This window comes from Nostoc sp. C96 (assembly GCF_059384975.1).
The window spans coordinates 4,517,394-4,538,902 of sequence record NZ_CM182020.1 but is presented as its reverse complement, the minus strand read 5'-3'; the positions used below and the strand labels follow the sequence as shown (position 1 = coordinate 4,538,902).

The window sequence follows — 21,509 nt, the reverse complement described above, 5'->3', positions numbered from 1 at the left end:
TTACGTTGGGATAAGTCACAACTGAGGGATATGATGATAAACCCAACGGACGAACAAGTACAAGCCTGTGTGCGTGTCTGCCAAATGTTATCAAATACTTACTTCGTCATCCACTAAATACTTGTGGCCAGGTTGTGACTATAAAAACTGCAACCGCTGCAACTGCTAACAAACCCTGAATCAAATTCCCTACTAATGTACCGACGACAATTCCAATACCTGCTTTGACTGCTGGCCATAATTCTCGGCGGTAAATAAATTCACCAATAATTGCACCTATTAGCGGCCCAAATAACATTCCTAACAATGGCCCGCCAAAGGGTAAAGCTGGTAATAATCCCAAGATTCCTAAAACTAAACCAACAACTGCGCCAATTTGTCCCCATTTACTAGCGCCAGCTTGTTTTGCTCCTATGTAACTGGCTAAAAAATCAACTCCGACACTTAAAAGCAAAACTAGAATTGTGACGATTAAAGGTATCTTAATTGCTGCGAAAGAACCACTAACAAGTCCCCAAATAATAATGGCAGCTAAAATTAAACTACTTCCAGGAATGGCTGGGACTACAGCGCCAATAATTCCGACAATCATTAAGGCAATTAATAACCAATAAATAATTTGCATAAGCTGTAAAATTTTTCAAATATACGAGTCAAGATAGGAAAATAAAGTAAATAATTAGCTGTAAGCATACTCTGGTTACTTTGGGTTTTCCTGCATTTACCTCTGCGTTTAAAAATTAAACCATTACATATACAAACTAATTGTGACAGCTAATTTATCAGCAATGCCAGCAATCCAATTTTCATCTTGTTTGGTGTAACTTCTAGGTGCATTTGCTCCTAAAATCATCACGCCTTTATCCCCAATGGGTTGACAAATTACCCCTTGAGTATTTTCGGGTAAGTAATCAAATTCAATTTTGCCGGGGTAGATATTTAAATTAACTAAATAAACTGGCTGTTGTTTTTCCAGTACTCGTTTTATGATTGCCCCTGGTACTACTTCAGATTTAAGTCCCAGAATACCGCGACGTAACAAAACTTTGCCTTGATATACAACTACCAGCGATCGCGTGACTGTGTTAGTTAATATCATCCGAGATGCCCAGGCTAGTTCTGTTTTCACGGCTTCTGGTAAGTCATCTGCAAGCACAAAACCTTCTTCCCCAATCAGTTCAACAGCATCAGGCGATCGCGGCTGTACTTGCTGCCAAATTAAACCCGTTAAAATTAACACAGCACTCAAAATTACGCCCAAAACATCTCCACGAGATTGGGATTCTGTAAGTTCTGGTGTCAATAACCGATTAATCAGCAAAAGTATAGCGCCTAACCCACCGACAACTATGGGTAAACGGCGCAAAACTCGATTGGGATCAGGTTTGGTCATTGGTCAATGGTCATTTGTCTTTTGTTCATAGCCAAAAGTTATTCTCCTTTGCTCCCCTGCTCCTCTGCTCCTCTGCCTATTTACTCTTCTCCAGGTTCAATTATGCGTTGAAACAAATAACCCGTACCTCTTGCAGTCAGTATTAATTCCGGGTTACTGGGATCGTCTTCTAGTTTTGCTCGTAACCGAGATATATGCACATCTACCACCCGCGTATCTACATGGCGTTCTGGTGTGTATCCCCAAACTTCCTGCAAAATCTCGGAACGGGAAAAAGCTTCTCCAGAACGGCTAACTAGCAATTCTAGTAAGCTGAATTCCATTCCCGTCAAGCGAATGCGCTCATCACCTTTGTAAACTTGTCGCTTGTTGGTATCGATTTTGATATTGCCTACGTGAATTACCCCAGAACTGGGAATTCCCGACGCACCTGTTTTATCTACGCGGCGTAAAACTGAGCGAATCCGTGCTTCTAGCTCTTTGGGGGAGAATGGCTTAACTACGTAGTCATCAGCACCTAATTCTAACCCAGTGATGCGATCGGCAACGTCCCCCAAGGCTGTTAGCATAATAATAGGGACATCTGATTCTTTACGTAATTCTTGACACACGCCGTAGCCATCTAGCTTTGGCATCATTACATCCAAAACCACTAAATCAGGATCGGATTTGCGAAAAGTTTCTAACGCTTCCTCGCCGTCGCCAGCAGTCACAACATCGTAGCCAATCATAGAAAGGCGCGTTTCTAAAATCCGGCGAATGCTGGCTTCATCGTCTACCACCAGGATTTTTTCTTTATGACTTTCCAAGTTTCTCAACGCTCCTTAACTAAAATTTTTCATGATTAATTTTTAATACCATAATATTAAGATATCATTCCCACAATTGATTTGAAAAATGCTGGAAAAACCAGTTTTCTTTGACTTTAGTTTTTTGTAAGAATTAAGAAAAAATTAAGATTAATTAACTTAATTAAGATTTAAGAATGCCTAAGCCTAAAACCTTTTACATTTGTAACGAATGTGGTGCAGAATCTCCCCAGTGGTTTGGTAAGTGTCCTAATTGCGGAACCTTCAATTCTTTAGAAGAACAAATTGCCATACAATCTTCCGTTGATGTACCCACAAGAGGGGGAGTCGGCAGTTGGCATAAGGAGCAAAATAATGGGAAATCTCATGCTAAACCAGCAAAACCAAGGGCATCGCTGACATTTGATCAAATTAGCGATCGCCAAGTCACGCGCTGGGAATCTGGCTATGGAGAATTAGATCGAGTCTTGGGTGGTGGTGTTGTTCCTGGTTCAATGGTATTAATCGGTGGTGATCCAGGGATTGGTAAATCTACATTATTGTTGCAAGTATCAAATCAATTGGCGCAGAGATACCGCATTCTCTATGTTTCGGGAGAAGAATCAGGACAGCAAGTCAAATTGCGGGCGTTGCGTTTGGGTGTTTCTAAATCGGTGAGTGTGGTTGGTAATGGTAATGGCACAGCAGCAGAAGCAGCCTTAGATACAGAAGAATCGGCAGTCACAGTAAATACCGAAGTATTAGAAGTAGAAACGGTAACAGACTCCTCTGAGCGTATAGGTGCAGATTTGTATGTCTTACCAGAAACTGATTTAGAAGAAATTTTACGGGAAATAGATTCTCTCAGACCCAATGTGGCGGTGATTGATAGTATTCAAACCGTGTTTTTTCCCGCACTGACATCTGCACCTGGTTCTGTCGCCCAGGTAAGGGAATGTACCGCAGCCTTGATGAAAGTGGCGAAACACGAAGACATCACGATGTTAATTGTCGGACACGTCACCAAAGAAGGTGCGATCGCTGGGCCGAAAGTTTTAGAACACTTAGTAGATACAGTATTGTATTTTGAAGGCGATCGCTTTGCTTCCCACCGCTTATTAAGAACAGTCAAAAACCGTTTCGGTGCTACCCACGAAATCGGCATCTTTGAAATGGTAGAACATGGACTGCGAGAAGTTTCTAACCCTTCAGAGTTATTTTTAGGTAATCGAGATGATCCCGCGCCAGGTACAGCCATTGTCGTTGCTTGCGAAGGTACACGCCCGATTGTAGTGGAATTGCAAGCCTTGGTTAGTCCGACAAGTTACCCCTCACCCCGACGCGCCGGTACTGGTGTAGACTACAACCGCTTAGTCCAAATTCTCGCGGTTTTAGAAAAGCGTGTGGGAATTCCCATGTCAAAGCTAGATTCTTATGTGGCTTCGGCGGGTGGATTGAGTGTAGTCGAACCAGCCGTAGATTTAGGAGTAGCGATCGCCATTGTTGCCAGTTTCCGCGATCGCATCGTCGATCCCGGTACAGTATTAATTGGGGAAGTCGGCTTGGGTGGACAAGTCCGCGCCGTTTCCCAGATGGAACTGCGGTTAAAAGAAGCAGCTAAATTGGGATTTAAACGTGCGATCGTCCCCAAAGGCACAAAATTTCCCGACCTTAACCTGGAAATCTTACCAGTATCCAAAGTAATTGATGCGATTATTGCTGCCATTCCCCATCAAACACTAGAAGATAGCGATTTTGATCCAGACGATGACGAATAGGTAATAGGTGATAGGGAACAGGTTATAGAATCTCCCCTACACCCTCACACCCTTATCCCCCCACACCCCTACTCAACATGACAGCCATCATCACCCAAAACTACCAAGTCACTTGGGAAAAACTACCCGATGATTACGTTCTTCCAGATGAGCCAGTGGATAACATCAACCAACCAGCCATAGCCGCAGCCCTCACCGAAAGCTTACAAATCGCCGGAAAAATCCCTGAAAATGCTTTTACATCAACTAATTATGGGATTTGTGCAACTTTAGATGGAAAAACGGTCATTAAAGCTCCTGATTGGGCATATATTCCCAAAATCACCGTTGATAAAGCAGAAGTAATCCGCAGCTATACTCCCCAACTGCAAGGCGACATCCCCGCAATTGTGATGGAATTTATTTCCGATACAGAAGGAACAGAGTATTCTGCCAAACCGACCTATCCTCCTGGGAAATGGTTTTTCTATGAGCGCATCTTAAAAGTGCCAAACTATGCCATCTTTGAACCTGATAGCGGTAACTTAGAAGTTTATCGCCTAGATAACAATACAGGTAGATACACCATCCAAATCCCTAACGAGAGCCAACATTACTGGATTAGCGAAATGAATCTTTCCCTTAGCGTTTGGCAAGGTACTCGTGAAAACCGCACAGGCCATTGGTTGCGGTGGTGGGATGAACAAGGAAACCTGTTATTCTGGGGTTTTGAGTTAGCAGAACAAGAACGACAACGTGCTGAACAAGAACATCGACGTGCTGAACGACTAGCAGCACAATTGCGAGCGGCAGGTATTGAACCTCAAGATTAGAGTTTTGATGAATACCTCTCGCCTAAGTATAAGTATATTACCCCACCCATCTAATCGGAAAGGCGGGGTATACTTGCGATTTTAATATTATTAACACTGTAAGCGATCGCTAATCTTCAGGGAATACTAAAAATAATCTTTCAAAAAACCCATGAAACAAATTAGCCATAAAATTACAAATAAATTAGAGCGCATATTACTATCTTTTATCCCTCACATTGTCAAGTGGGAAGAATACTTGCAAACTAAAATCAAGAAATATAAACATCAACAACTAAAGCAACAATTAAAATCTGTCGGTTCTCGTGTGCGATTTAGAGATGATATTCGGATTGATCATCCGCAAAATGTTTCCTTTGGCAATAAAATTTACATCGGTACTAACGTTGTATTAGATGGTCGTGGTGGAATTACAATTGGTGACAACACTACAATCGGATTTAACGTTGTCATCTTATCAGCAAATCACAATTATCAAAGTAACGCTCTACCTTACGAACATGATGTTTATATTCATAAACCTGTAGTGATTGGTCAGAATGTTTGGATTGGAGCCAATGTCTTAATTATTCCCGGTATTACGATTGGAGACGGAGCAATTATCGCAGCAGGTACAGTTGTAACTTCTAACGTGGAACCTTTAGCAATTGTAGGCGGTCAACCTAGCAGAATCATTAAATATAGAGATAAAGAACACTATGACCGCCTTGCGCTTGAGCAAGCAAATCAAGCTGGAGTTTTATCTCCAAATTCCCACGTTGAAGGATAATACAAAAATCAATTCCTGAAACTGCCTGATTAATATTGGAGCAATATCCATCCTAGATAATTTGCTAAAACTCATAAACTGGGTTTTTGAAGTTTTACGACTGACAAATTTAATTGAATAGCTAAATTTAGTGTGGATTTATCAATATCAATTGACATTCAATTAGGTTAATTAATGGCTAATATTTTTAGATTAAATTTATAAAGTAAATATTAATCTTTACTTTAGCTCCATTTATGATAGCAACGACCTGTAATTTGATAAGGGTGAAAAATTTCTAGATAATTAGTTTGCAAAGTCTTGAAGAATTTGTTTATCATCTCTGTGTCATCTAAATGGAAAGGATGTTCTTGATTAAAACCTTTAAAAAAGCACCAGTTAAGTATTATTTTACCTTCATCTTTGAGAAGTTTATGAAACTGTAATAGTTGGTGGTTAGGGTCTGGTAAGTGTTCTAAAACATCAAAGCAAACAATAGTATCAAAATTTATGTCTGGTGGTATTTCGAGACAGAAATTTATTTTATCGTTCAAACCTAATTCCTTAGCTCGGTACTCAACAAAATCACGATTAGTCAGATTGATATCACAATAGATTACTTGTTCAACGTGAGGAGAAAGAGCAGCGGCTATGCTGTGAGTACCAATACCTCCACCAAAATCTAATACTCGACCTTGGCTATGATCGGCAATTAAACGCAGAGTATCACCTATATAGTTTTGACTACCTAAGTGCCATGCGCCTAGTTCAAACAAATAGAGTTCATTTACTTTTTCACGATAAAAAGTGGTTGCTTTCTCCCAATCGAAGTCTTTATGACCTAACTCAGCCATTTGTTGCTGACTGCATTTTAACTTTGTTTCTAGCGACACTGAATCTAGGTTCAGAAATCCTTGTATATGTTGTTTCAAATTAAAGGAGCTTTCCCAAAAAGTGCTTAGGAATGATGGTGTATGTAATGTTTGCATAATTTTGGTAATATAATATGTGTGACTTCAGTATGATACTATACGATAAAATTAAAAGCAGAAATTTCTTGTAAGTAATGAAAAATTCTGTCGTAAAAAGACTCAACTACCCCAAATTTAATTGCGTAGCAAAACTGAGGAGTTAGTTTTTAATTTGAGGCTTTTACGGACAATTAGAAGAGCAAGATTCAAGCTTGACTTAGGGTGCATCTAAGTTTTTATTTAGCAAAGACAGTTATTCTGTCTTTGTGAAGAGTACCTCCGTTAGCGCAGCGTAAGTGTCGCAGACAATATGCAGTCATTTAGAAACAATACAAATGGATACTTAGCAGCAATTATAGGTAGTTTAATCGGGGCTGTATCACTTTTATATTTAGGTGGTTATCTAGGCAGAATTTATGTGATTACATTTATGCCAAATGCTGAATTAGAAGGATTAATACCACCTGTAATTGGTCAATTTCTTGGTTGGTGGATTGGAGAAGTACTGGGATGTTGGCTGGCTTTACGTTGGCAAAATCACAGAAGAGTTAATAAAACAGTTAGATTATTAGCAATCCTAACTCCTATTGGCATCATCCTCTGGTTAGTAGCTTTTATTTTTATTTCCCAACTGCTCAACCGTTATTTTAGTGATTTAGAAATCCTGCTATTACAAAACCAAATACGACCAATATCTGTTGGTTTATTAATTATGGTTTTAGCATGGCTGGCAAGATTTTTAACAAAACCTCAGCCTCCTCATCCACACACTTATGAGTAAGCAAACATCCGTGAGAAACAAGATCCCCGACTTCTTTGAGAAGTCGGGGATCTGAATAAGCGCAATTCTCACAAACACAATAGGATTGCTATTGCCGATCAACTAGTTTTAAATCACTGCGATACAATCAATTTCTACCATGACATCTTTTGGCAAACGCGATACTTGAACACAAGCACGCGCTGGGGCTGTATCTTCAGGGAAGTATTTAGCGTAAACTGCATTCACAGCCGCAAAATCATTCATATCAGCTAAAAACACAGTTGTCTTGACAACATCAGCAAAAGTTGCCCCAGCAGCTTTTAAAATTGCTTCTAGATTTGCTAATACTTGCTCAGTTTGCTTTTTTATATCATCAGTGTAAACAACATCACCCAACCGGGGATCGATCGCAATTTGTCCAGCCACAAATATCATTTGTCCAGAAGCTGCGATCGCTTGATTATATGGCCCCACTGGTGCAGGTGCTTGATCAGTATTAATAACTTGCCGTGTCATAGATATTACTTTTTCTAACGATACTACCTGTTTACCGACTTCCATCTCAGAGGCGATCGGTTTATAAATTTCTCCATCAGGCATTATCGCACCAGTTAGGTCAGCATCTATAAAGGTTGCGCCATAAATATCAGCACCAGTTAAGTCAGCCCTCCTCAAATTTGCTCCATCCAGATTTGCGTTCGTTAAATTTGCCAATCGCAGATTAACTCTTTCTAAATTAGCGCCTTGGAGCCTTGATTTTATAAGGTTTGTACTTTGTAGAGATGCTGCTGTAAAGTCTACACCAGTTAAGTTCATCCCTGACAAATTCACTTTGTAGAGATTTGCTCTATGAAATTTAGTGTTTTGGAGTTTAGCATCTTCCAATATAGCTTCAGTTAAATTTGCCAAAGTTAAGTCACATCCTATTAAATAAGCATCACCTAGATTTGCCTTGGTTAGGTTAGCTTTACTTAAATTAGCTCCAGCTAATGAAGCTACATTTAGCTCTGCACTACTAAGATTTGCTCCACTCAAATCTGCCGTATCTAGATTTGCATAAATTAATTTTGCACTACTTAGATTTATACCTGTCAGCTTCGCTTGTTCTAAGTTCGCATAATTTAAATTAGCACTACTAAGATTTGACCAACTTAAATCAGCACCATTAAGGTCTGTCCAATAAAATGTTGCTGAAGAAGCGCTGACTGAATTTAACTTTGTATTTTTAAGAGATGCTTTAGTAAGATTTGTACTATTAAAGTTTCCTTTTTTTAAGGTTGTCCCACTTAAATCAGATCCAGTTAAATTTGAATTGTATAGATCTATCTCACTAAGGTCTAAGCCTTGAAGATTTTCTTCACTCAAATTTACTGAATGAAATTTTCGTTCCCCTGCGGCATATTTTTCTAACAGTTCCTCAGCATACATAATGCACCTTTGAATACTACTGACACAGTATAATCTCCATGATTCCGTGCCACCAGTATTCCTCTCTCCGTGTCCTCTGCGCCTCTGCGGTTCGTTTCTAAATCCCCAACCGTGGACGTATACCATAATGCCGATAACGCCAATAATCACGCAGAATGCGGTCATGATCAAAACATAAATTACTCGGCACAAGCCAAGACTCAAAAATACCTATACCCTTAGCATCATCTCCCGCCCTTGGCTCCCCTGTAGCTGTCGCCAAAAATACAATGCTAATCGTATGCTGACGAGGATCACGATTGGGGTCAGAATACACCAAAAATTGTTCAATTAACTCCACCTGTAAACTTGTTTCTTCCTCAGCTTCCCGCTTTGCGGCTACTTCCACAGGTTCGCCATAGTCAACAAAACCACCGGGAATTGCCCAACCAAACGGAGAATTAAGCCTTTCAATTAACACTATTGGCCGATGTGGTCGATCAATTAATTCGATGATGATATCAACCGTCGGAGCAGGATTGCGGTAATTCATAGTCATTAGTCAATGGTCAATGGTCAAGAGTCAATGGTCAATGGTCAACGGTCAAGAGTCAATGGTCAAAATGAACTACTTTAGACTTTGGACTATTGACCCTTGACTCTGCTAAAAAGAACCTCCTGTTCTGTGGTAGATTCAATGCGATCGCCCAGCGTGTCCTTCAGACTTATACTTGAAATTAAATAAATATGCCTTTTCCCAGATCCAGCGGCATTTTGCTGCATCCTACCTCATTTCCCAGCCGATTTGGTATTGGTGATTTAGGCTTAGAAGCCTATAAGTTTATTGATTTTCTCAGAGAAAGCTACCAGCAATATTGGCAAGTTTTGCCTTTGGGGCCAACTGGTTATGGTAATTCTCCTTACGCTGCTTATTCCGCAATGGCGGGTAATCCCTTCATCATTAGTCCCGAAAAGCTCCAAGAACAAGGTTTACTCTCTGACGAAGACTTTGCTAACCTGCCAGAATTTAACAATTATCAGGTCGACTACGACAAAGTTATAGGAATTAAAACTCAACTGCTCAAAAAAGCCTGCAAAAATTTTCAAAACCAAGCAACACCTCTACAACAAACTGAATTTGCAGGTTTTTGTGACAGCAAAGCTTATTGGTTAGATGATTATGCCTTATTTATGGCACTGAAAGATGCCAATGACGGGGCAAGCTGGCATACTTGGGAACCAGAACTAGTCAAGCGCGCACCAGCCGCAATTGAGCAAGCAAAGCAGCAGTTAAATGCGGAAATTTTTTATTACAAATTCATCCAATTTGAATTTTTCCGTGAGTGGTCGGAACTCAAAGCTTATGCCAATATGAGTGGCATTCAAATTATTGGCGATATTCCGATTTATGTAGCGCAAGATAGTGCCGATGTGTGGTCGCATCCCGATATCTTTTGTCTGGATGAAGAAACCAGAGAACCGAAACTAATGGCGGGAGTTCCACCAGATTATTTTAGTGCTACTGGTCAATTGTGGGGCAACCCGGTTTACAACTGGGAAGAATTGCAAAAACAGAATTTTAAGTGGTGGATAGGTCGCTTTGAAGCAATGCTGGATTATTTAGATGTGATTCGCATTGACCACTTTAGAGGATTTGAAGCTTATTGGGCTGTTCCCCAAGGTGAAGAAACTGCGATTAATGGCGAGTGGGTGAAAGCGCCTGGGGAAGAATTGTTTGATGCAATTAAAGAAGCGCTAGGTAAACTACCTGTATTAGCTGAAGATTTAGGAGTAATTACGCCAGAGGTAGAAGCGCTACGGGACAAGTATGAATTTCCGGGGATGAAAGTGTTACAGTTCGCCTTTGGTTCTGATCCCGGTAATCCATTTTTACCATTTAACTACTCGCAAAATTTTGTAGTTTATACCGGAACCCATGACAATGACACAACAGTGGGCTGGTTTGACAAAGCCAATGATTACGAAAAACGCAACTTTTTACTTTATTTAGGTTGTATTAGTCCTGAAGGCGTACATTGGGATTTAATTCGCCTGGCTTTAAGTTCCGTTGCTAATCAAGCAATTATTCCCTTGCAGGATGTTTTAGGCTTAGGAACCGACGCACGAATGAATTTCCCCAGTGTGGCTGAAGGTAATTGGGGCTGGCGCTATCACTCAGATGTAGTAACTCAAGAATTGCGCGATCGCTTAAAAACTCTCACCCAATTATACGGCCGCGCTCCTAAACAAAAATGAGGGAAATAGGGCAGGGGGCAGGGAGCAAGGGAGAGAATATTTCCCCCTTGCTCCCTGCACCTCATTTCCCCAGCCTCTTCGCTCCCTCATCGTAATTAAGATTGAGGCTTGGCCGCAGCAATTTTCACTTCTTCTGGTTTCCCAGGTTCTCCCATTTGCTTGGCTTCTTCTTGATTAACGCTCATCATCACGCTACCAGCATTATCAGTTTTTACTGTTAGTTGCTCTTGCGCTTTCCAAACGCGATGGCTTCCCTCTGGTAAAACCCCCTCAAACTCGGTTTTACCATCAGCAATTACACGAATCCAAGATGCTGCCTTCAAGGTGACACCAATCTGTACAGTTTGATTGTCTTGATTATCGCTCACAGACTGGGCTGTTGTATTCTCCTTGTCTGAATTAGGTGCAGGCTGTGAAACAGCTTCTGGTTGCGACTGATTATTATCAGCACTAAATTCAGCGCTGTTTAATACTTTAGACAAACTGCTAACAGAGCAAATAATTACAAAGATGTACAGCAAGTAAAGATGAACTGGTCGTAATAATTTCATCGACCGATTCACAGAAACGGGTGCTGTGGTAGCAACCGCCATAGCAGTCACAGGAAAAGCCTTCGCAAATTCTGCACCGTTAAAACCTAACGCATCAGCATATTGCCGAATAAAGCCTTGAATATAAACTGGTTCTGGCAAATCTTCGAGATTACCTTCTTCAATCGCCTGCAATAGTCGCCGCGAAATTTTAGTAATCACCATCATTTCTTCTAGAGACAAACTCCTCTCTTGACGCGCCGCCCAAAGTTGAGCGCCCAATTCTTTCAGCTTTTCGGCTCGTTGTTCTTCTAGAGTGAGTGTTGGCTGCTGATTATTTTTTCTTTTTACCTTAAACCACTTCATGCTTTTGCTACGCTCCTTACCTCAGCTGAGTCTTTAATAGTTTTGTGCTTAATGCTCTTTCGCAAAAAGCGAATTTCTTCATCCTTTAGAGAACGATATTGACCTTCACGTAAAAAGGTTTCTTTGGGGTTTTTTAATTTAATCGCGCCTATAGCAGTTCTATGTAATTTAATAACTGGATGTCCCAAAATCTCGGCTACGCGACGAATTTGGCGATTTCTGCCCTCCTTTAAAACTATTTCTAAACAGCTATTTGTTGCAAAACTTTCTATAAGATTTACTTGAGCAGGCAGCGTTTTTCTTCCATCTAACATCACACCCTGAGACCACTTTTCGATTACTGCTTGTGAAGGATGGCCTTTGACCAAAACACGATAAGTTTTTGCAATACTATGACTTGGATGGGTGAGTCCAAATGTAAGTTCTCCATCGTTTGTGAGAATTAATGCGCCTGTAGACTCTGCATCTAGACGACCAACAGGATGAATTCCTAAACCTGTACGTAACTCCTTGGATAGTAAATCTAAAACAGTTTTTCTGCCTTGAGGATCATCGCAAGTCGAAACTACTCCTGGTGGTTTGTGTAGCAGCAAATATCTTAAAGGCGGACGTTCTGCGGCAGAAATTAATTTGCCATCAATAGCGATCGCATCTTTTTGTGGGTCAACTTTTTGACCTAAATTTGCTGATACCCCATTTACCTGCACACGCGATTGCCGAATCATTTCTTCCGCTTCTCGCCGTGAGGCAATACCTAACTGAGACAGAGCTTTTTGTAACCTTACCTCCATGTTGAAATTACTTATTTTTTATTCAACCTTTAAATAATAATAATATTTGCATTTTGTACTGAATCGCCATAAATGTTACATTTAAAGCTTGTTTCAGTTTAGTTAGTTGATGTGCTATAACTCATCAACAAAATATTTCCATGCCTGAAAAAAATTCCCAAGCAAAAGGTGCAAATAAAATACGAATTATCACAAATGTCCTCACAACCGCAGTCAAACTCTGGTTAAGAGCGCAAGTGAGTCATGTATCCCAGTTAGAGGTGGATATTAAAGCGAGCGATCGCCAACTTCTCTCTGGTCGTATTCCTTGGGTTTCTATTTCTGCAAACGATGCAGTCTATCAAGGCCTCCATATTACACGAATTCAACTCGTAGCGGAGAATATTCAGGTCAACATAGGCGCAGTACTTAAAGGCCAGCCCTTACGACTGTTGGCAACAGTACCAGTGGTTGGCGAACTAATCGTAGATGAGAAAGATCTCAACAGTTCCGTCTCATCCGAACTATTATCGACTGCTTTAAATGAAGTACTGGTTAAACTTTTACCAGAACACTGCCTAAAATCCAAGCAAATAGCTTGGGAAAAAATTATTTTGGAGAATCATCGAATAATTCTGGCTGCTATACTAACATGTCCCAGTGACAATACACCTCTGGAAATATCTTTAAATTTAAATTTAGTGAGTAACCAAGAATTACGGTTATCACAGATTCAAGTTTTAGAAAATGGTGCGCCTTTAGTTGGAGGTAACGAAGATTACCATTTAGATTTAGGTTCTGATGTGAAAATCCAAGAACTCAGCGTGATCCCGGCTCAATTGGTATGCCGCGGTAAGATTAACGTGAATCCGTAGGAAGTGTGAAGTATGAAATTCTTCATACCTTCTGCCTCCTGCCTCCTGCCTTCTACCTTCACTTAATCAACGGCAATAACAATGTGACGAAGTAGTAAACTAATGGCGCTGTAAAAATGTAACTGTCGGTGCGGTCTAAAATTCCGCCATGACCGGGGATCAGTTGTCCCGAATCTTTTACCCCAGCATCGCGCTTCAGCATCGATTCAGTTAAATCGCCTAACAGACTAGCAATACCAATCAGTAAACCCAACGCTGCGCCTGTGAAGAGAAATTTAGGTAACTGAAGATAATAAGCTCCTGCTATAGCAACAGCAACGCTGGCTGCAATGCCAAAGGCTGCGCCTTCCACAGTTTTTTTCGGGCTAATGTCTGACAAGCGAGTTTTACCGAAGAATTTGCCAACTACATAAGCGCCTATATCTGCTGCCCAAATACATAAGAACGCCAGTATTGTGAGTGTGAACCCTGGCGGTAAAGCAAATAAATTTTTTGGGTCTAAAATCTCAGTCCAAGAATTAGGCCAGTAACCTTGTAAGAGAATATTGCTAACGGCTGCACTGCCAATCCCGCGGAGTCTTACCCAGTAGCTTGACAGATAAGCTACATAAAATAGTCCCATAATTGAAGCGGAAATGTCAGCAATTGTCGCCATTTTTGGCTGAAATAGCAGATAAAAACAAATGAAAGTTCCACCCAGAGGTAACACAGCATCAGCTAAACTGCCGTCAATTGTACAGATGATCAGCAAGGCTTGGCTGACAAATAAAGTAGTTTTCGCAGCAGGGACAATGCCTCTAGCCTGTACTAAATTAAAATATTCCAGTTGACCCAAAAAGATGCTGACTGCAATCACAATGGTGAAATACCATCCGCCTAACAGGGTGGCTACCAAAGCAAGAGCGATCGCAATAATTCCACTAATAATTCGAGACCAAGGCATAGAAAGTATTTTGGATTTTGGATTTTGGATTTTAGATTAGAAATTATGTATTAAAGATTAGGGATGGAAAATTGGTAATTACCCATCACATCATCCCCAATCTAAAATTTAAAATCTAAAATCTAAAATCTATTAGATTTAGTCTAGTTTCTCACCACTGAGGATAAAAATGGGATCAACTGCTGTAAAAGTCTGAGAAAACCCTCGTGTCTCCAGGCGATTAACAGCAGACTGAACAACTTCGATATTTACTGCTCGTAACTGCGAAAAGCTTTGAGAAATGGCATACAGGCTCTCTAGATTACCAGCCGTCGCGACGACTCGCCCTGATGGTGGCAAATAATCCCACACTGCTTGTAAAATCTCCTGGATGGCTCGTCCACCTTCAATGCAAACGCGATGAGGTACTGTCTTAATGTTATGTAAACATTCTGGAGCGCTACCTTCCAGAACTTCAACATTTTTGACATCAAAGCGATCGCAGTTACGCTTGATTAGATTGGCTACTTCTTCATCTCGTTCTACAGCAATAATCTTGCCTTGAGGACACAATAAGCCAACTTCTACCGGGATAGTACCAGTTCCCGCACCAATATCCCAAAATACGGAATCAGGTTTGAGTCGGAGTTGAGCAATTAACAACAGCCGCACTTCTCGCTGGCTGAAGGGAATTCCTGGTAATTGCTCGAATAAATCGTCGGGTATACCAGGGGTAACATAAGGCCAATGTTGGGAAGGCATAGAGACACACATTTATACTAAAGATATTGGTTTGTCTGATTGGATAAACCATAAACTATAAAAATTTTTGCGATGTAGCGTCATAAGTAATCATGATCCCTGAGCAAATATTAGGCGATCGCTACGAAATTCAACAGCAGTTAGGAAAAAAGGCAGGGCGGCGGACTTTTGTTGCTCGTGATTTAACAACTCAAGCATTAGTCATCATTAAGTTACTCTCATTTAATAGTGACTTTGAATGGGATGATCTCAAGTTATTTGAGCGTGAAGCCGAAACATTAAAATCTTTATCACATCCTGCTATCCCTCGCTATTTAGACTATTTTGAGGTAAATTCACCTACCATTAAAGGATTTGCCTTAGTACAAACTTATATCCCAGCCCAAACTTTAGAGCAATACTTAAAATCTGGGCGGAGTTTTACAGAAGTTGAAGTTAAACAGATAGCTACAGCAGTTTTAGAAATTTTGACTTATCTACACGGTTTAAATCCACCTGTGATTCACCGTGATCTTAAGCCTAGCAATATTTTATTGGGAGAGCGCTCTGGTAATAGTGTCGGTCAAGTGTATTTAGTAGATTTTGGTTCGGTGCAAACTGTTCTGGCTGCTGAAGGCGGAACACGAACGGTAGTAGGTACTTACGGTTATATGCCACCAGAACAATTTGGTGGACGTACTGTACCTGCATCTGACATTTATAGCTTAGGTGCAACTTTAATATATTTAGTTACGGGAACTCACCCGGCTGATTTACCCCAAAAAGACTTTCGGATTCAGTTTGAGTCAGGAGTTAATCTTGATTCGAGCTTGACTCGGTGGTTAAAGTGGATGACTGAACCCAGTTTAGACAGACGCTTGATTTCGGCAAATGCAGCACTTGCAGCTTTGGAACATCCAAAACTTTTACAAAAACCCCAACCAGCACAAATTAACCTGTCAGACTGGATTAGAGGTTATTGGTATTGGGATGGAAATAACTGGGTTTCTAATAATCTAGCCATTGATGTTTCCAAACCTGCTGGGAGCAAAATTCAATTAATTAAGAATTGGGATGTGTTAGAAATTACTATTCCAGTCAGTGGTTTTAAACCATCAATGCTATTTACAGCGGCATTTGCGATCGCTTGGAATTCATTTATTTTATTTTGGACGATAAATGCGATCGCCGTACCTTTTCCGATCAATATTCCCTTTGTTCTGTTCTCACTGCCTTTTTGGAGTGCTGGCTTTGTGATGATTTGGGGCGTAGTCTTTGGGTTATTTGGCAGTCTGCGATTACGTATAGATCATGAGCAAGTTAGCTTCCACCAAAATTTGTTAGGCTTGACATTTCATCGGACTAAACCATCACCAAAAGAAAATATCACTAAGTTAGTTTATATTCCCCAGCATTTTATTAAAGACGCAGAAGGTAATCGAACTACTGTGCCAGCACAATTAGATATCTGGGTTGGAGTAAAAAAATATCCGCTTACTGGTAACACAGATATAGTTTTATCAGAAGTTGAACTATTATGGTTAGCCAATGAATTAAGTGATTGGTTAAATATACCAATTCAGCACCAATAAATAAACTGGCTCATATTGAGAGATGTGAAATATGGAAAATTCAAATAAAAGACAATCTTTACTGGAACTCATTCAAGCACATTTAAACATGACTCCTGAAAGTACTCTAGAAAAAGTTTTAGAACTGCTAGAAGATGAAGAAGATAGGAGATATGCTTGTGCTGAAATCGTAGACTCAAAAATTAACGATAATATATCTTGGGATGAATATAAGCAAGAAAGAGCGAGAATGTTAGATCCCCAACTTCTGCGATAAGTCAGGAATATTTTTATTCACCTATGATTTAAGAATGCTATATATTTAGTGTTAATTGTAATTTAAAGTGCAATATCCTCAAGAAGTTGATCAAGACTCTTAATCTAGAATAGCCAATTAAAAAATAAAAATAACATAGAGGAACTGTATATGTTTGGACTAGGATGGCCAGAAGTTGGTGTAATTGCTATAGTTGCCCTGCTCATTTTTGGCCCTAAAAAAATTCCTGAACTAGGAAATTCGCTAGGCAAGACACTAAGGGGTTTTAAGGAAGAACTGAACACTCCTAATGATGAAAAGAGTTCGGAAAAAGAACAGGACTAGTCAATACAAATTGGTAATTCGTAATTCGTAATTCATGAGTGAACGACAAGATCCCCGACTTCTCCAAGAAGCCGGGGAGATGGAACAGTGCGATTTTCATAAACCAATAAATTCGGTAAAAATATAAAGGCGCGAGACTTCTCGCGCCTTTATTGCAGAAAAATGAATTATTGTCTGTTGGTTACAACAATGTGTTGATCACCGAGGAAGGTGACACCCCATTTTGATTTTGATTTTCTGTGGTTGTAGGAGTATTTTGTAGAGGAACTTCCTCCTTAACTAAACCACGTACTTTAATTAACTTAATCGCGCGGCTCACGCTCTCTGGCAAAATTACCACTAGGCCGTTTTCAGGAGCCATATCCAAACCTTTGTTAATGGCTTGGGTTTCGTCCATGATGACTTCGCAACGGGCATCGGGTTTAACTTGAGTAATCCCCTTCATAATCAATTGCGAAGCTGATCCCCTTGGTCTACCGCGCGTGTCATCATCTTCTTTGACGATGATGTAGTCGAAAATATCTGCGGCTAGTTTACCCAAGGTAACAAAGTCTTCGTCACGGCGATCTCCAGGGCCACCAACTACACCAATTCTTTGTCCGGTGTTCCAGTTACGCACAAATGCACCTACGGCTTCGTAACTGGCTGGGTTGTGGGCGTAGTCTACTAAGGCGTGGAAGGTTCCTAAGTTGAATAGGTTCATCCTGCCTGGTGTTTGACTCACAGAAGCGCGGAATGTCCTTAAACCAGCGCGAATTTGTTCAATGGTGACGTTCTGCACAAAGGCTGCCAAGCTGGCGGCTAAGGCATTGGCAATCATAAATGGTGCGCGTCCACCCATTGTCAATGGTATTTGCTCGGCTCTTTCGATGCGGTGTGTCCAATCGCCTTTGACAATTGACAGATAACCGTTTTCATAAACTGCGGCTACTCCACCCTGTTGAATGTGCTTGCGGACTAATTCTGAGTCAGGGTTCATGGTGAAGTAGGCAATGTTCGCCTTGGTTTTTTCTGCCATTGCGGCGACGCGGCGATCGTCAGCATTGAGTACGGCATAACCATCAGGATATATGGCTTCGGCAACTACACTCTTGAGGTTGGCTAATTGATCGATGGTATCAATATCACCTATACCTAAATGGTCGGCCGCTACATTCAGCACTATACCGACATTTGCTGCTTCAAACCCTAAGCCGGAACGTAAGATGCCACCACGAGCGCTTTCTAATACAGCTACTTCTACAGTTGGGTCTTGCAGGATGAGATGAGCGCTTTGCGGGCCTGTGTTGTCTCCCGCTTCTACTAAGTAATCACCGATATAAGTTCCATCTGTAGTTGTATAGCCTACTACTTTACCCGTTTGTTTATAAATATGTGCCAGCAATCGGGTTGTGGTAGTTTTACCATTTGTACCTGTGATGCTGAGAAGGGGAATCCGGCTAGACTGTTCATTGGGGAACAGCATATCCATCACTGCACCAGCAACGTTGCGAGGAATCCCAGAACTGGGGGCAACGTGCATCCGAAAACCAGGAGCAGCGTTGACTTCCACGATTACCCCATCGACTTCGCGCAAGGGACGGCTAATATCTGTGGTGACGATATCTAAGCCAGCAATATCTAACCCAATAGTCCTAACTACCCTTTGAGCAATCCAAAGGTTTTCTGGATGGATTTCGTCAGTTCGGTCTACAGCAATGCCACCTGTACTTAGATTAGCGGTAGCTCGGAGGTAACAAATAGTTCCCTTTTGTAGCACACTATTGAGGGTGTGACCTTGCCTTTCTAGTAATTGGTAACTAGTGCGGTCTAGTTCAATTTTAGTGAGAACCTTATCGTGTCCTTCGCCACGATTGGGGTCTTTGTTGGTTTCTTCAATTAATTCGGCGATCGTGGATCTACCATCACCAACGACATGAGCAGGCACACGTTCGGCTACGGCCACTACTTTGCCATCTACCACGAGTACTCGATGATCGCGTCCAACATAATACCGCTCAACAATTATTGATCGGGAAACTTGTCTGGCAGCTTCATAGGCTGCTTCTGCTTCTTCCCAATTTCTAATATCAATGGTGATGCCACGTCCATGATTACCGTCTAGTGGCTTAATCACGATGGGATAGCCACCAACATATTCAATCGCTTCTTCCAAATCATCCAAAAAGTTAATGACAGTACCTCTAGGTACTGGGACACCAGCTGCGGCTAAGATGCGCTTTGTCGCTTCTTTATCACAAGCTAGTTCCACTCCCAGAATGCCGGTTTTATCCGTCATGGTTGCCTGCATCCGTTTTTGGTTCACGCCGTAGCCCAGCTGAATCAAAAAACGCGCTCCCAGCTGCATCCAGGGAATGCCTCTTTTTTCTGCTTCTTTGATAATTGCTTCTGTAGAGGGGCCTAAAGAAGCGTCACGCCAGAAGTCTTTCAGGTCTTGGATATCTTGTTCTAGTTCTGCCTTGGGATAGCGGCCGCGATCGACAATGCTTTGACACAGCCTAACAGCTGCTCTGCCAGCATAGCGTCCTGCTTCCTCGTTCAGGTACTCAATGACTACCTGATAAACGCCGGGGGTGGAAGTTTCACGGGTGCGACCGAAGCCTACGTGCATTCCAGCTAGTTCCTGGAGTTCTAAGGCTACGTGTTCTACAATATGACCCATCATGGTACCTTCTCGTACCCGCATCAGAAAACCACCATGACAGCCAGGCGAACAATAGTGACCCTCCAGACTTGGCAACGCCTCAACTAATCCTTCATAAAATCCAGGGATTTCATTTGAGGGTGTCTCGGCAAGGTTCTCTAAATCGAGGCGCATGACGATCAGTTTGTGGCGTCGAATGCTCCAGTAGTTTGGGCCGCGTAAGGTCTGGATCTTGAGGATTCTCATGGGAATAGGTAGATGGAGATTCGGAACCAATATTCTAGTTTCATACTGGATTTGATCGCTAAACTGTTCATGGTAAACAGTTTTTTCTGTTTACATGGTATTACGTTAATTTTTTCTATCGCTAGAAATATACGCGATCAACTCAGTGTAACCTCGGATACTCTATCCCGTCAGCTGGAGATCCTGTGTACCGCAGGCAATACAGTCCGCTGGTACAAGTGGAAGCGATCGCCATAGCTGAGGATATGCAGACGTAAGTTATGCAATGTCAATGGTTCATTAGCACCAACATGGGGTTCATTGGTGTGGGTCAGTTCAGTGGGGTCGACAATGGTGACACTGCCTTTACCCATGACTTGTAGCCAACCATCGCGTTCAAATACAGCACAGGTATCTTCATCGATACCGATTCCCAGTCTGTCTGGATGAGAGGCGATCGCACTCAGCAGACGACCCATCCGATTACGGTTGTGGAAGTGTTGATCGACAATGACTTCAGGAATAAATCCTAAACCCGTTGCCATGTCGACTAAAGAGCGATTTGGTGTTTCGCCACTACCGCCACCAGCAATCATGTGATGCCCCATTACTGCCGCACCAGCACTAGTACCTGCTAAGGTTAACTGTCCGCCTCTTACCCGCTGACGAATAATTTCCATCGCTGGTGTGTCTGCCAATACGCCACAAAGGCGTAGTTGGTCTCCTCCTGTCAGAAATACCCCGCTACACGCCTCTAGAGATGCCTTGATCTGGGAGGATTCGCATTGTTCCCGCTCACGAATATCTAAAATTTCAACTTTTTCAGCACCCATCTCCTCAAAAATGCGAATATACCGACCACCGATGATAGCGGGTTCGCGGGAGGCTGATGGAACAATTGTAATATAAGCCTTATTAGCACCAGCACGACCGAAAAAAGTTCTTAGGATTTCGCGCCCATGAACTTTATCTTCAGCGCCTCCGATGACCATAACAGCGGTTTTAGTTGCTTGGGGTGTCCTCATTTCCAGCGATTTAGCTTTTAATTGCTGCATTTTGTCTCTCCTGTCAACAACTTCAGGAGCCATTGCGTTGGACGGGTTCCCCGGCTTATAGCAAATGGCTTGAGCCATCGCTTTGGACGGGTTTCCAAGGCACTCCGTTGGGCGGTGAGTCCAGTGCTGGGGGAGGGTTTTCCTCCGCAGGCAACTGGCGTTAGCGAAGCGGTAGCGACGTTAGGAGCGTCACCCGAAGGGCTTTGCCGACTTGACGGAAGTGCCGCCAGCATATAGCAAATGGCGTGTGAATTTAACAAGGTTCAGTATCCTAATGCTTTGGGCATTTTGCT

Annotated in this window: 23 protein-coding genes; 10 read left to right on the top strand and 13 right to left on the bottom strand. The window is 41.7% G+C overall.

What is annotated here, in order from left to right:
• Positions 1-30: 30 nt before the first annotated feature.
• On the top strand, positions 31-117 hold the full coding sequence (locus tag AC504W_RS19390; RefSeq protein WP_494878703.1) for a DUF6888 family protein: 87 nt from the start codon (positions 31-33) through the stop codon (positions 115-117).
• Here AC504W_RS19390 and AC504W_RS19385 read toward each other — a convergent pair.
• The 3 genes from AC504W_RS19385 to rpaB form a co-directional block, all read right to left on the bottom strand.
• Complete coding sequence (locus AC504W_RS19385) at positions 107-625, bottom strand: DUF456 domain-containing protein (protein ID WP_096585124.1); 519 nt, start codon at positions 623-625, stop codon at positions 107-109. The two genes, AC504W_RS19390 and AC504W_RS19385, sit on opposite strands and share 11 nt — an antisense overlap.
• A 123-nt stretch (positions 626-748) precedes the next feature.
• Positions 749-1,393: a cofactor assembly of complex C subunit B gene (locus tag AC504W_RS19380; protein ID WP_494873870.1), complete on the bottom strand. Its 645-nt coding sequence runs from the start codon at positions 1,391-1,393 to the stop codon at positions 749-751.
• Between the two features lie 80 nt (positions 1,394-1,473).
• Positions 1,474-2,202 carry a response regulator transcription factor RpaB gene (gene rpaB / locus AC504W_RS19375; RefSeq protein WP_011318678.1) on the bottom strand — a complete coding sequence of 243 codons (729 nt, stop codon included), beginning with the start codon at positions 2,200-2,202 and terminating at the stop codon, positions 1,474-1,476.
• A gap of 176 nt (positions 2,203-2,378) precedes the next feature.
• On the opposite strand from rpaB, the gene radA reads away from it, so the two are divergent.
• The 3 genes from radA to AC504W_RS19360 all read left to right on the top strand — a co-directional run bounded on the left by radA (position 2,379) and on the right by AC504W_RS19360 (position 5,540).
• The gene (radA, locus tag AC504W_RS19370) at positions 2,379-3,959 is read left to right on the top strand and encodes a DNA repair protein RadA (RefSeq protein ID WP_494879386.1); all 1,581 of its coding nucleotides are present in this window, start codon (positions 2,379-2,381) and stop codon (positions 3,957-3,959) included.
• Between the two features lie 77 nt (positions 3,960-4,036).
• On the top strand, positions 4,037-4,771 hold the full coding sequence (locus AC504W_RS19365; protein WP_494873868.1) for a Uma2 family endonuclease: 735 nt from the start codon (positions 4,037-4,039) through the stop codon (positions 4,769-4,771).
• Positions 4,772-4,922: 151 nt separating this feature from the next.
• On the top strand, positions 4,923-5,540 hold the full coding sequence (locus AC504W_RS19360; RefSeq protein ID WP_494873867.1) for an acyltransferase: 618 nt from the start codon (positions 4,923-4,925) through the stop codon (positions 5,538-5,540).
• A 224-nt stretch (positions 5,541-5,764) separates the two neighbouring features.
• Here the strand turns inward: AC504W_RS19360 and AC504W_RS19355 are convergent, their stop codons facing one another.
• Positions 5,765-6,508, bottom strand: coding sequence for a class I SAM-dependent methyltransferase (locus AC504W_RS19355; protein ID WP_494873865.1), 744 nt, complete (start codon positions 6,506-6,508; stop codon positions 5,765-5,767).
• A 292-nt stretch (positions 6,509-6,800) separates the two neighbouring features.
• Between AC504W_RS19355 and AC504W_RS19350 the strand changes: the two genes are divergently transcribed.
• Entirely contained in the window at positions 6,801-7,271 is a 471-nt protein-coding gene (locus AC504W_RS19350; RefSeq protein ID WP_494873864.1) for a hypothetical protein, read from the top strand.
• 108 nt (positions 7,272-7,379) lie between these two features.
• On the opposite strand, the gene AC504W_RS19345 is transcribed toward AC504W_RS19350, so the two are convergent.
• Positions 7,380-8,846 (bottom strand): Rid family detoxifying hydrolase, encoded by a 1,467-nt coding sequence (locus AC504W_RS19345; protein WP_494873862.1) that lies wholly within the window; start codon positions 8,844-8,846, stop codon positions 7,380-7,382.
• Positions 8,779-9,213: an NUDIX domain-containing protein gene (locus AC504W_RS19340; protein ID WP_494878702.1), complete on the bottom strand. Its 435-nt coding sequence runs from the start codon at positions 9,211-9,213 to the stop codon at positions 8,779-8,781. The genes AC504W_RS19345 and AC504W_RS19340 overlap by 68 nt, the downstream gene beginning before the upstream one ends.
• Before the next feature lie 194 nt (positions 9,214-9,407).
• Between AC504W_RS19340 and malQ the strand changes: the two genes are divergently transcribed.
• Complete coding sequence (gene malQ / locus AC504W_RS19335; protein ID WP_494873861.1) at positions 9,408-10,916, top strand: 4-alpha-glucanotransferase; 1,509 nt, start codon at positions 9,408-9,410, stop codon at positions 10,914-10,916.
• 95 nt (positions 10,917-11,011) lie between these two features.
• Here malQ and AC504W_RS19330 read toward each other — a convergent pair whose 3' ends face one another.
• Positions 11,012-11,812 (bottom strand): helix-turn-helix domain-containing protein, encoded by an 801-nt coding sequence (locus AC504W_RS19330; protein ID WP_103126411.1) that lies wholly within the window; start codon positions 11,810-11,812, stop codon positions 11,012-11,014.
• Positions 11,809-12,603 carry a pseudouridine synthase gene (locus AC504W_RS19325; RefSeq protein WP_494873860.1) on the bottom strand — a complete coding sequence of 265 codons (795 nt, stop codon included), beginning with the start codon at positions 12,601-12,603 and terminating at the stop codon, positions 11,809-11,811. The genes AC504W_RS19330 and AC504W_RS19325 overlap by 4 nt, the downstream gene beginning before the upstream one ends.
• A 140-nt stretch (positions 12,604-12,743) precedes the next feature.
• Here AC504W_RS19325 and AC504W_RS19320 point away from each other — a divergent pair, with 140 nt between their 5' ends.
• The gene (locus AC504W_RS19320; protein ID WP_494873859.1) at positions 12,744-13,457 is read left to right on the top strand and encodes an LmeA family phospholipid-binding protein; all 714 of its coding nucleotides are present in this window, start codon (positions 12,744-12,746) and stop codon (positions 13,455-13,457) included.
• 58 nt (positions 13,458-13,515) lie between these two features.
• Here the strand turns inward: AC504W_RS19320 and AC504W_RS19315 are convergent, their stop codons facing one another.
• Both AC504W_RS19315 and cbiT read right to left on the bottom strand, forming a co-directional pair.
• Entirely contained in the window at positions 13,516-14,400 is an 885-nt protein-coding gene (locus tag AC504W_RS19315; protein ID WP_494873858.1) for a phosphatidate cytidylyltransferase, read from the bottom strand.
• Positions 14,401-14,538: 138 nt separating this feature from the next.
• On the bottom strand, positions 14,539-15,141 hold the full coding sequence (gene cbiT / locus AC504W_RS19310; protein ID WP_494873857.1) for a precorrin-6Y C5,15-methyltransferase subunit CbiT: 603 nt from the start codon (positions 15,139-15,141) through the stop codon (positions 14,539-14,541).
• 92 nt (positions 15,142-15,233) lie between these two features.
• On the opposite strand from cbiT, the gene AC504W_RS19305 reads away from it, so the two are divergent.
• From AC504W_RS19305 to tatA, 3 genes are all read left to right on the top strand, one after another.
• Positions 15,234-16,712: a serine/threonine protein kinase gene (locus AC504W_RS19305; RefSeq protein ID WP_494873856.1), complete on the top strand. Its 1,479-nt coding sequence runs from the start codon at positions 15,234-15,236 to the stop codon at positions 16,710-16,712.
• 31 nt (positions 16,713-16,743) lie between these two features.
• Positions 16,744-16,968, top strand: coding sequence for a hypothetical protein (locus tag AC504W_RS19300; protein WP_494873855.1), 225 nt, complete (start codon positions 16,744-16,746; stop codon positions 16,966-16,968).
• Between the two features lie 150 nt (positions 16,969-17,118).
• The gene (gene tatA, locus AC504W_RS19295; protein WP_494873854.1) at positions 17,119-17,292 is read left to right on the top strand and encodes a twin-arginine translocase TatA/TatE family subunit; all 174 of its coding nucleotides are present in this window, start codon (positions 17,119-17,121) and stop codon (positions 17,290-17,292) included.
• Positions 17,293-17,473: 181 nt separating this feature from the next.
• On the opposite strand, the gene cphA is transcribed toward tatA, so the two are convergent.
• The 3 genes from cphA to AC504W_RS19280 form a co-directional block, all read right to left on the bottom strand.
• On the bottom strand, positions 17,474-20,182 hold the full coding sequence (cphA, locus tag AC504W_RS19290; protein WP_494873853.1) for a cyanophycin synthetase: 2,709 nt from the start codon (positions 20,180-20,182) through the stop codon (positions 17,474-17,476).
• Between the two features lie 170 nt (positions 20,183-20,352).
• The gene (locus AC504W_RS19285) at positions 20,353-21,216 is read right to left on the bottom strand and encodes a cyanophycinase (RefSeq protein WP_494873851.1); all 864 of its coding nucleotides are present in this window, start codon (positions 21,214-21,216) and stop codon (positions 20,353-20,355) included.
• Positions 21,204-21,449, bottom strand: coding sequence for a hypothetical protein (locus AC504W_RS19280; RefSeq protein WP_494873849.1), 246 nt, complete (start codon positions 21,447-21,449; stop codon positions 21,204-21,206). The genes AC504W_RS19285 and AC504W_RS19280 overlap by 13 nt, the downstream gene beginning before the upstream one ends.
• Positions 21,450-21,509 lie beyond the last annotated feature (60 nt).

Coding starts and splice junctions, on each gene's coding strand:
- AC504W_RS19390 (WP_494878703.1), top strand. CDS start 31: ATGATGATAAACCCAACGGACGAACAAGTACAAGCCTGTGTGCGTGTC.
- AC504W_RS19385 (WP_096585124.1), bottom strand. CDS start 625: ATGCAAATTATTTATTGGTTATTAATTGCCTTAATGATTGTCGGAATT.
- AC504W_RS19380 (WP_494873870.1), bottom strand. CDS start 1,393: ATGACCAAACCTGATCCCAATCGAGTTTTGCGCCGTTTACCCATAGTT.
- radA (WP_494879386.1), top strand. CDS start 2,379: ATGCCTAAGCCTAAAACCTTTTACATTTGTAACGAATGTGGTGCAGAA.
- AC504W_RS19365 (WP_494873868.1), top strand. CDS start 4,037: ATGACAGCCATCATCACCCAAAACTACCAAGTCACTTGGGAAAAACTA.
- AC504W_RS19360 (WP_494873867.1), top strand. CDS start 4,923: ATGAAACAAATTAGCCATAAAATTACAAATAAATTAGAGCGCATATTA.
- AC504W_RS19355 (WP_494873865.1), bottom strand. CDS start 6,508: ATGCAAACATTACATACACCATCATTCCTAAGCACTTTTTGGGAAAGC.
- AC504W_RS19350 (WP_494873864.1), top strand. CDS start 6,801: ATGCAGTCATTTAGAAACAATACAAATGGATACTTAGCAGCAATTATA.
- AC504W_RS19345 (WP_494873862.1), bottom strand. CDS start 8,846: ATGACCGCATTCTGCGTGATTATTGGCGTTATCGGCATTATGGTATAC.
- AC504W_RS19340 (WP_494878702.1), bottom strand. CDS start 9,213: ATGAATTACCGCAATCCTGCTCCGACGGTTGATATCATCATCGAATTA.
- malQ (WP_494873861.1), top strand. CDS start 9,408: ATGCCTTTTCCCAGATCCAGCGGCATTTTGCTGCATCCTACCTCATTT.
- AC504W_RS19330 (WP_103126411.1), bottom strand. CDS start 11,812: ATGAAGTGGTTTAAGGTAAAAAGAAAAAATAATCAGCAGCCAACACTC.
- AC504W_RS19325 (WP_494873860.1), bottom strand. CDS start 12,603: ATGGAGGTAAGGTTACAAAAAGCTCTGTCTCAGTTAGGTATTGCCTCA.
- AC504W_RS19320 (WP_494873859.1), top strand. CDS start 12,744: ATGCCTGAAAAAAATTCCCAAGCAAAAGGTGCAAATAAAATACGAATT.
- AC504W_RS19315 (WP_494873858.1), bottom strand. CDS start 14,400: ATGCCTTGGTCTCGAATTATTAGTGGAATTATTGCGATCGCTCTTGCT.
- cbiT (WP_494873857.1), bottom strand. CDS start 15,141: ATGCCTTCCCAACATTGGCCTTATGTTACCCCTGGTATACCCGACGAT.
- AC504W_RS19305 (WP_494873856.1), top strand. CDS start 15,234: ATGATCCCTGAGCAAATATTAGGCGATCGCTACGAAATTCAACAGCAG.
- AC504W_RS19300 (WP_494873855.1), top strand. CDS start 16,744: ATGGAAAATTCAAATAAAAGACAATCTTTACTGGAACTCATTCAAGCA.
- tatA (WP_494873854.1), top strand. CDS start 17,119: ATGTTTGGACTAGGATGGCCAGAAGTTGGTGTAATTGCTATAGTTGCC.
- cphA (WP_494873853.1), bottom strand. CDS start 20,182: ATGAGAATCCTCAAGATCCAGACCTTACGCGGCCCAAACTACTGGAGC.
- AC504W_RS19285 (WP_494873851.1), bottom strand. CDS start 21,216: ATGCAGCAATTAAAAGCTAAATCGCTGGAAATGAGGACACCCCAAGCA.
- AC504W_RS19280 (WP_494873849.1), bottom strand. CDS start 21,449: ATGCTGGCGGCACTTCCGTCAAGTCGGCAAAGCCCTTCGGGTGACGCT.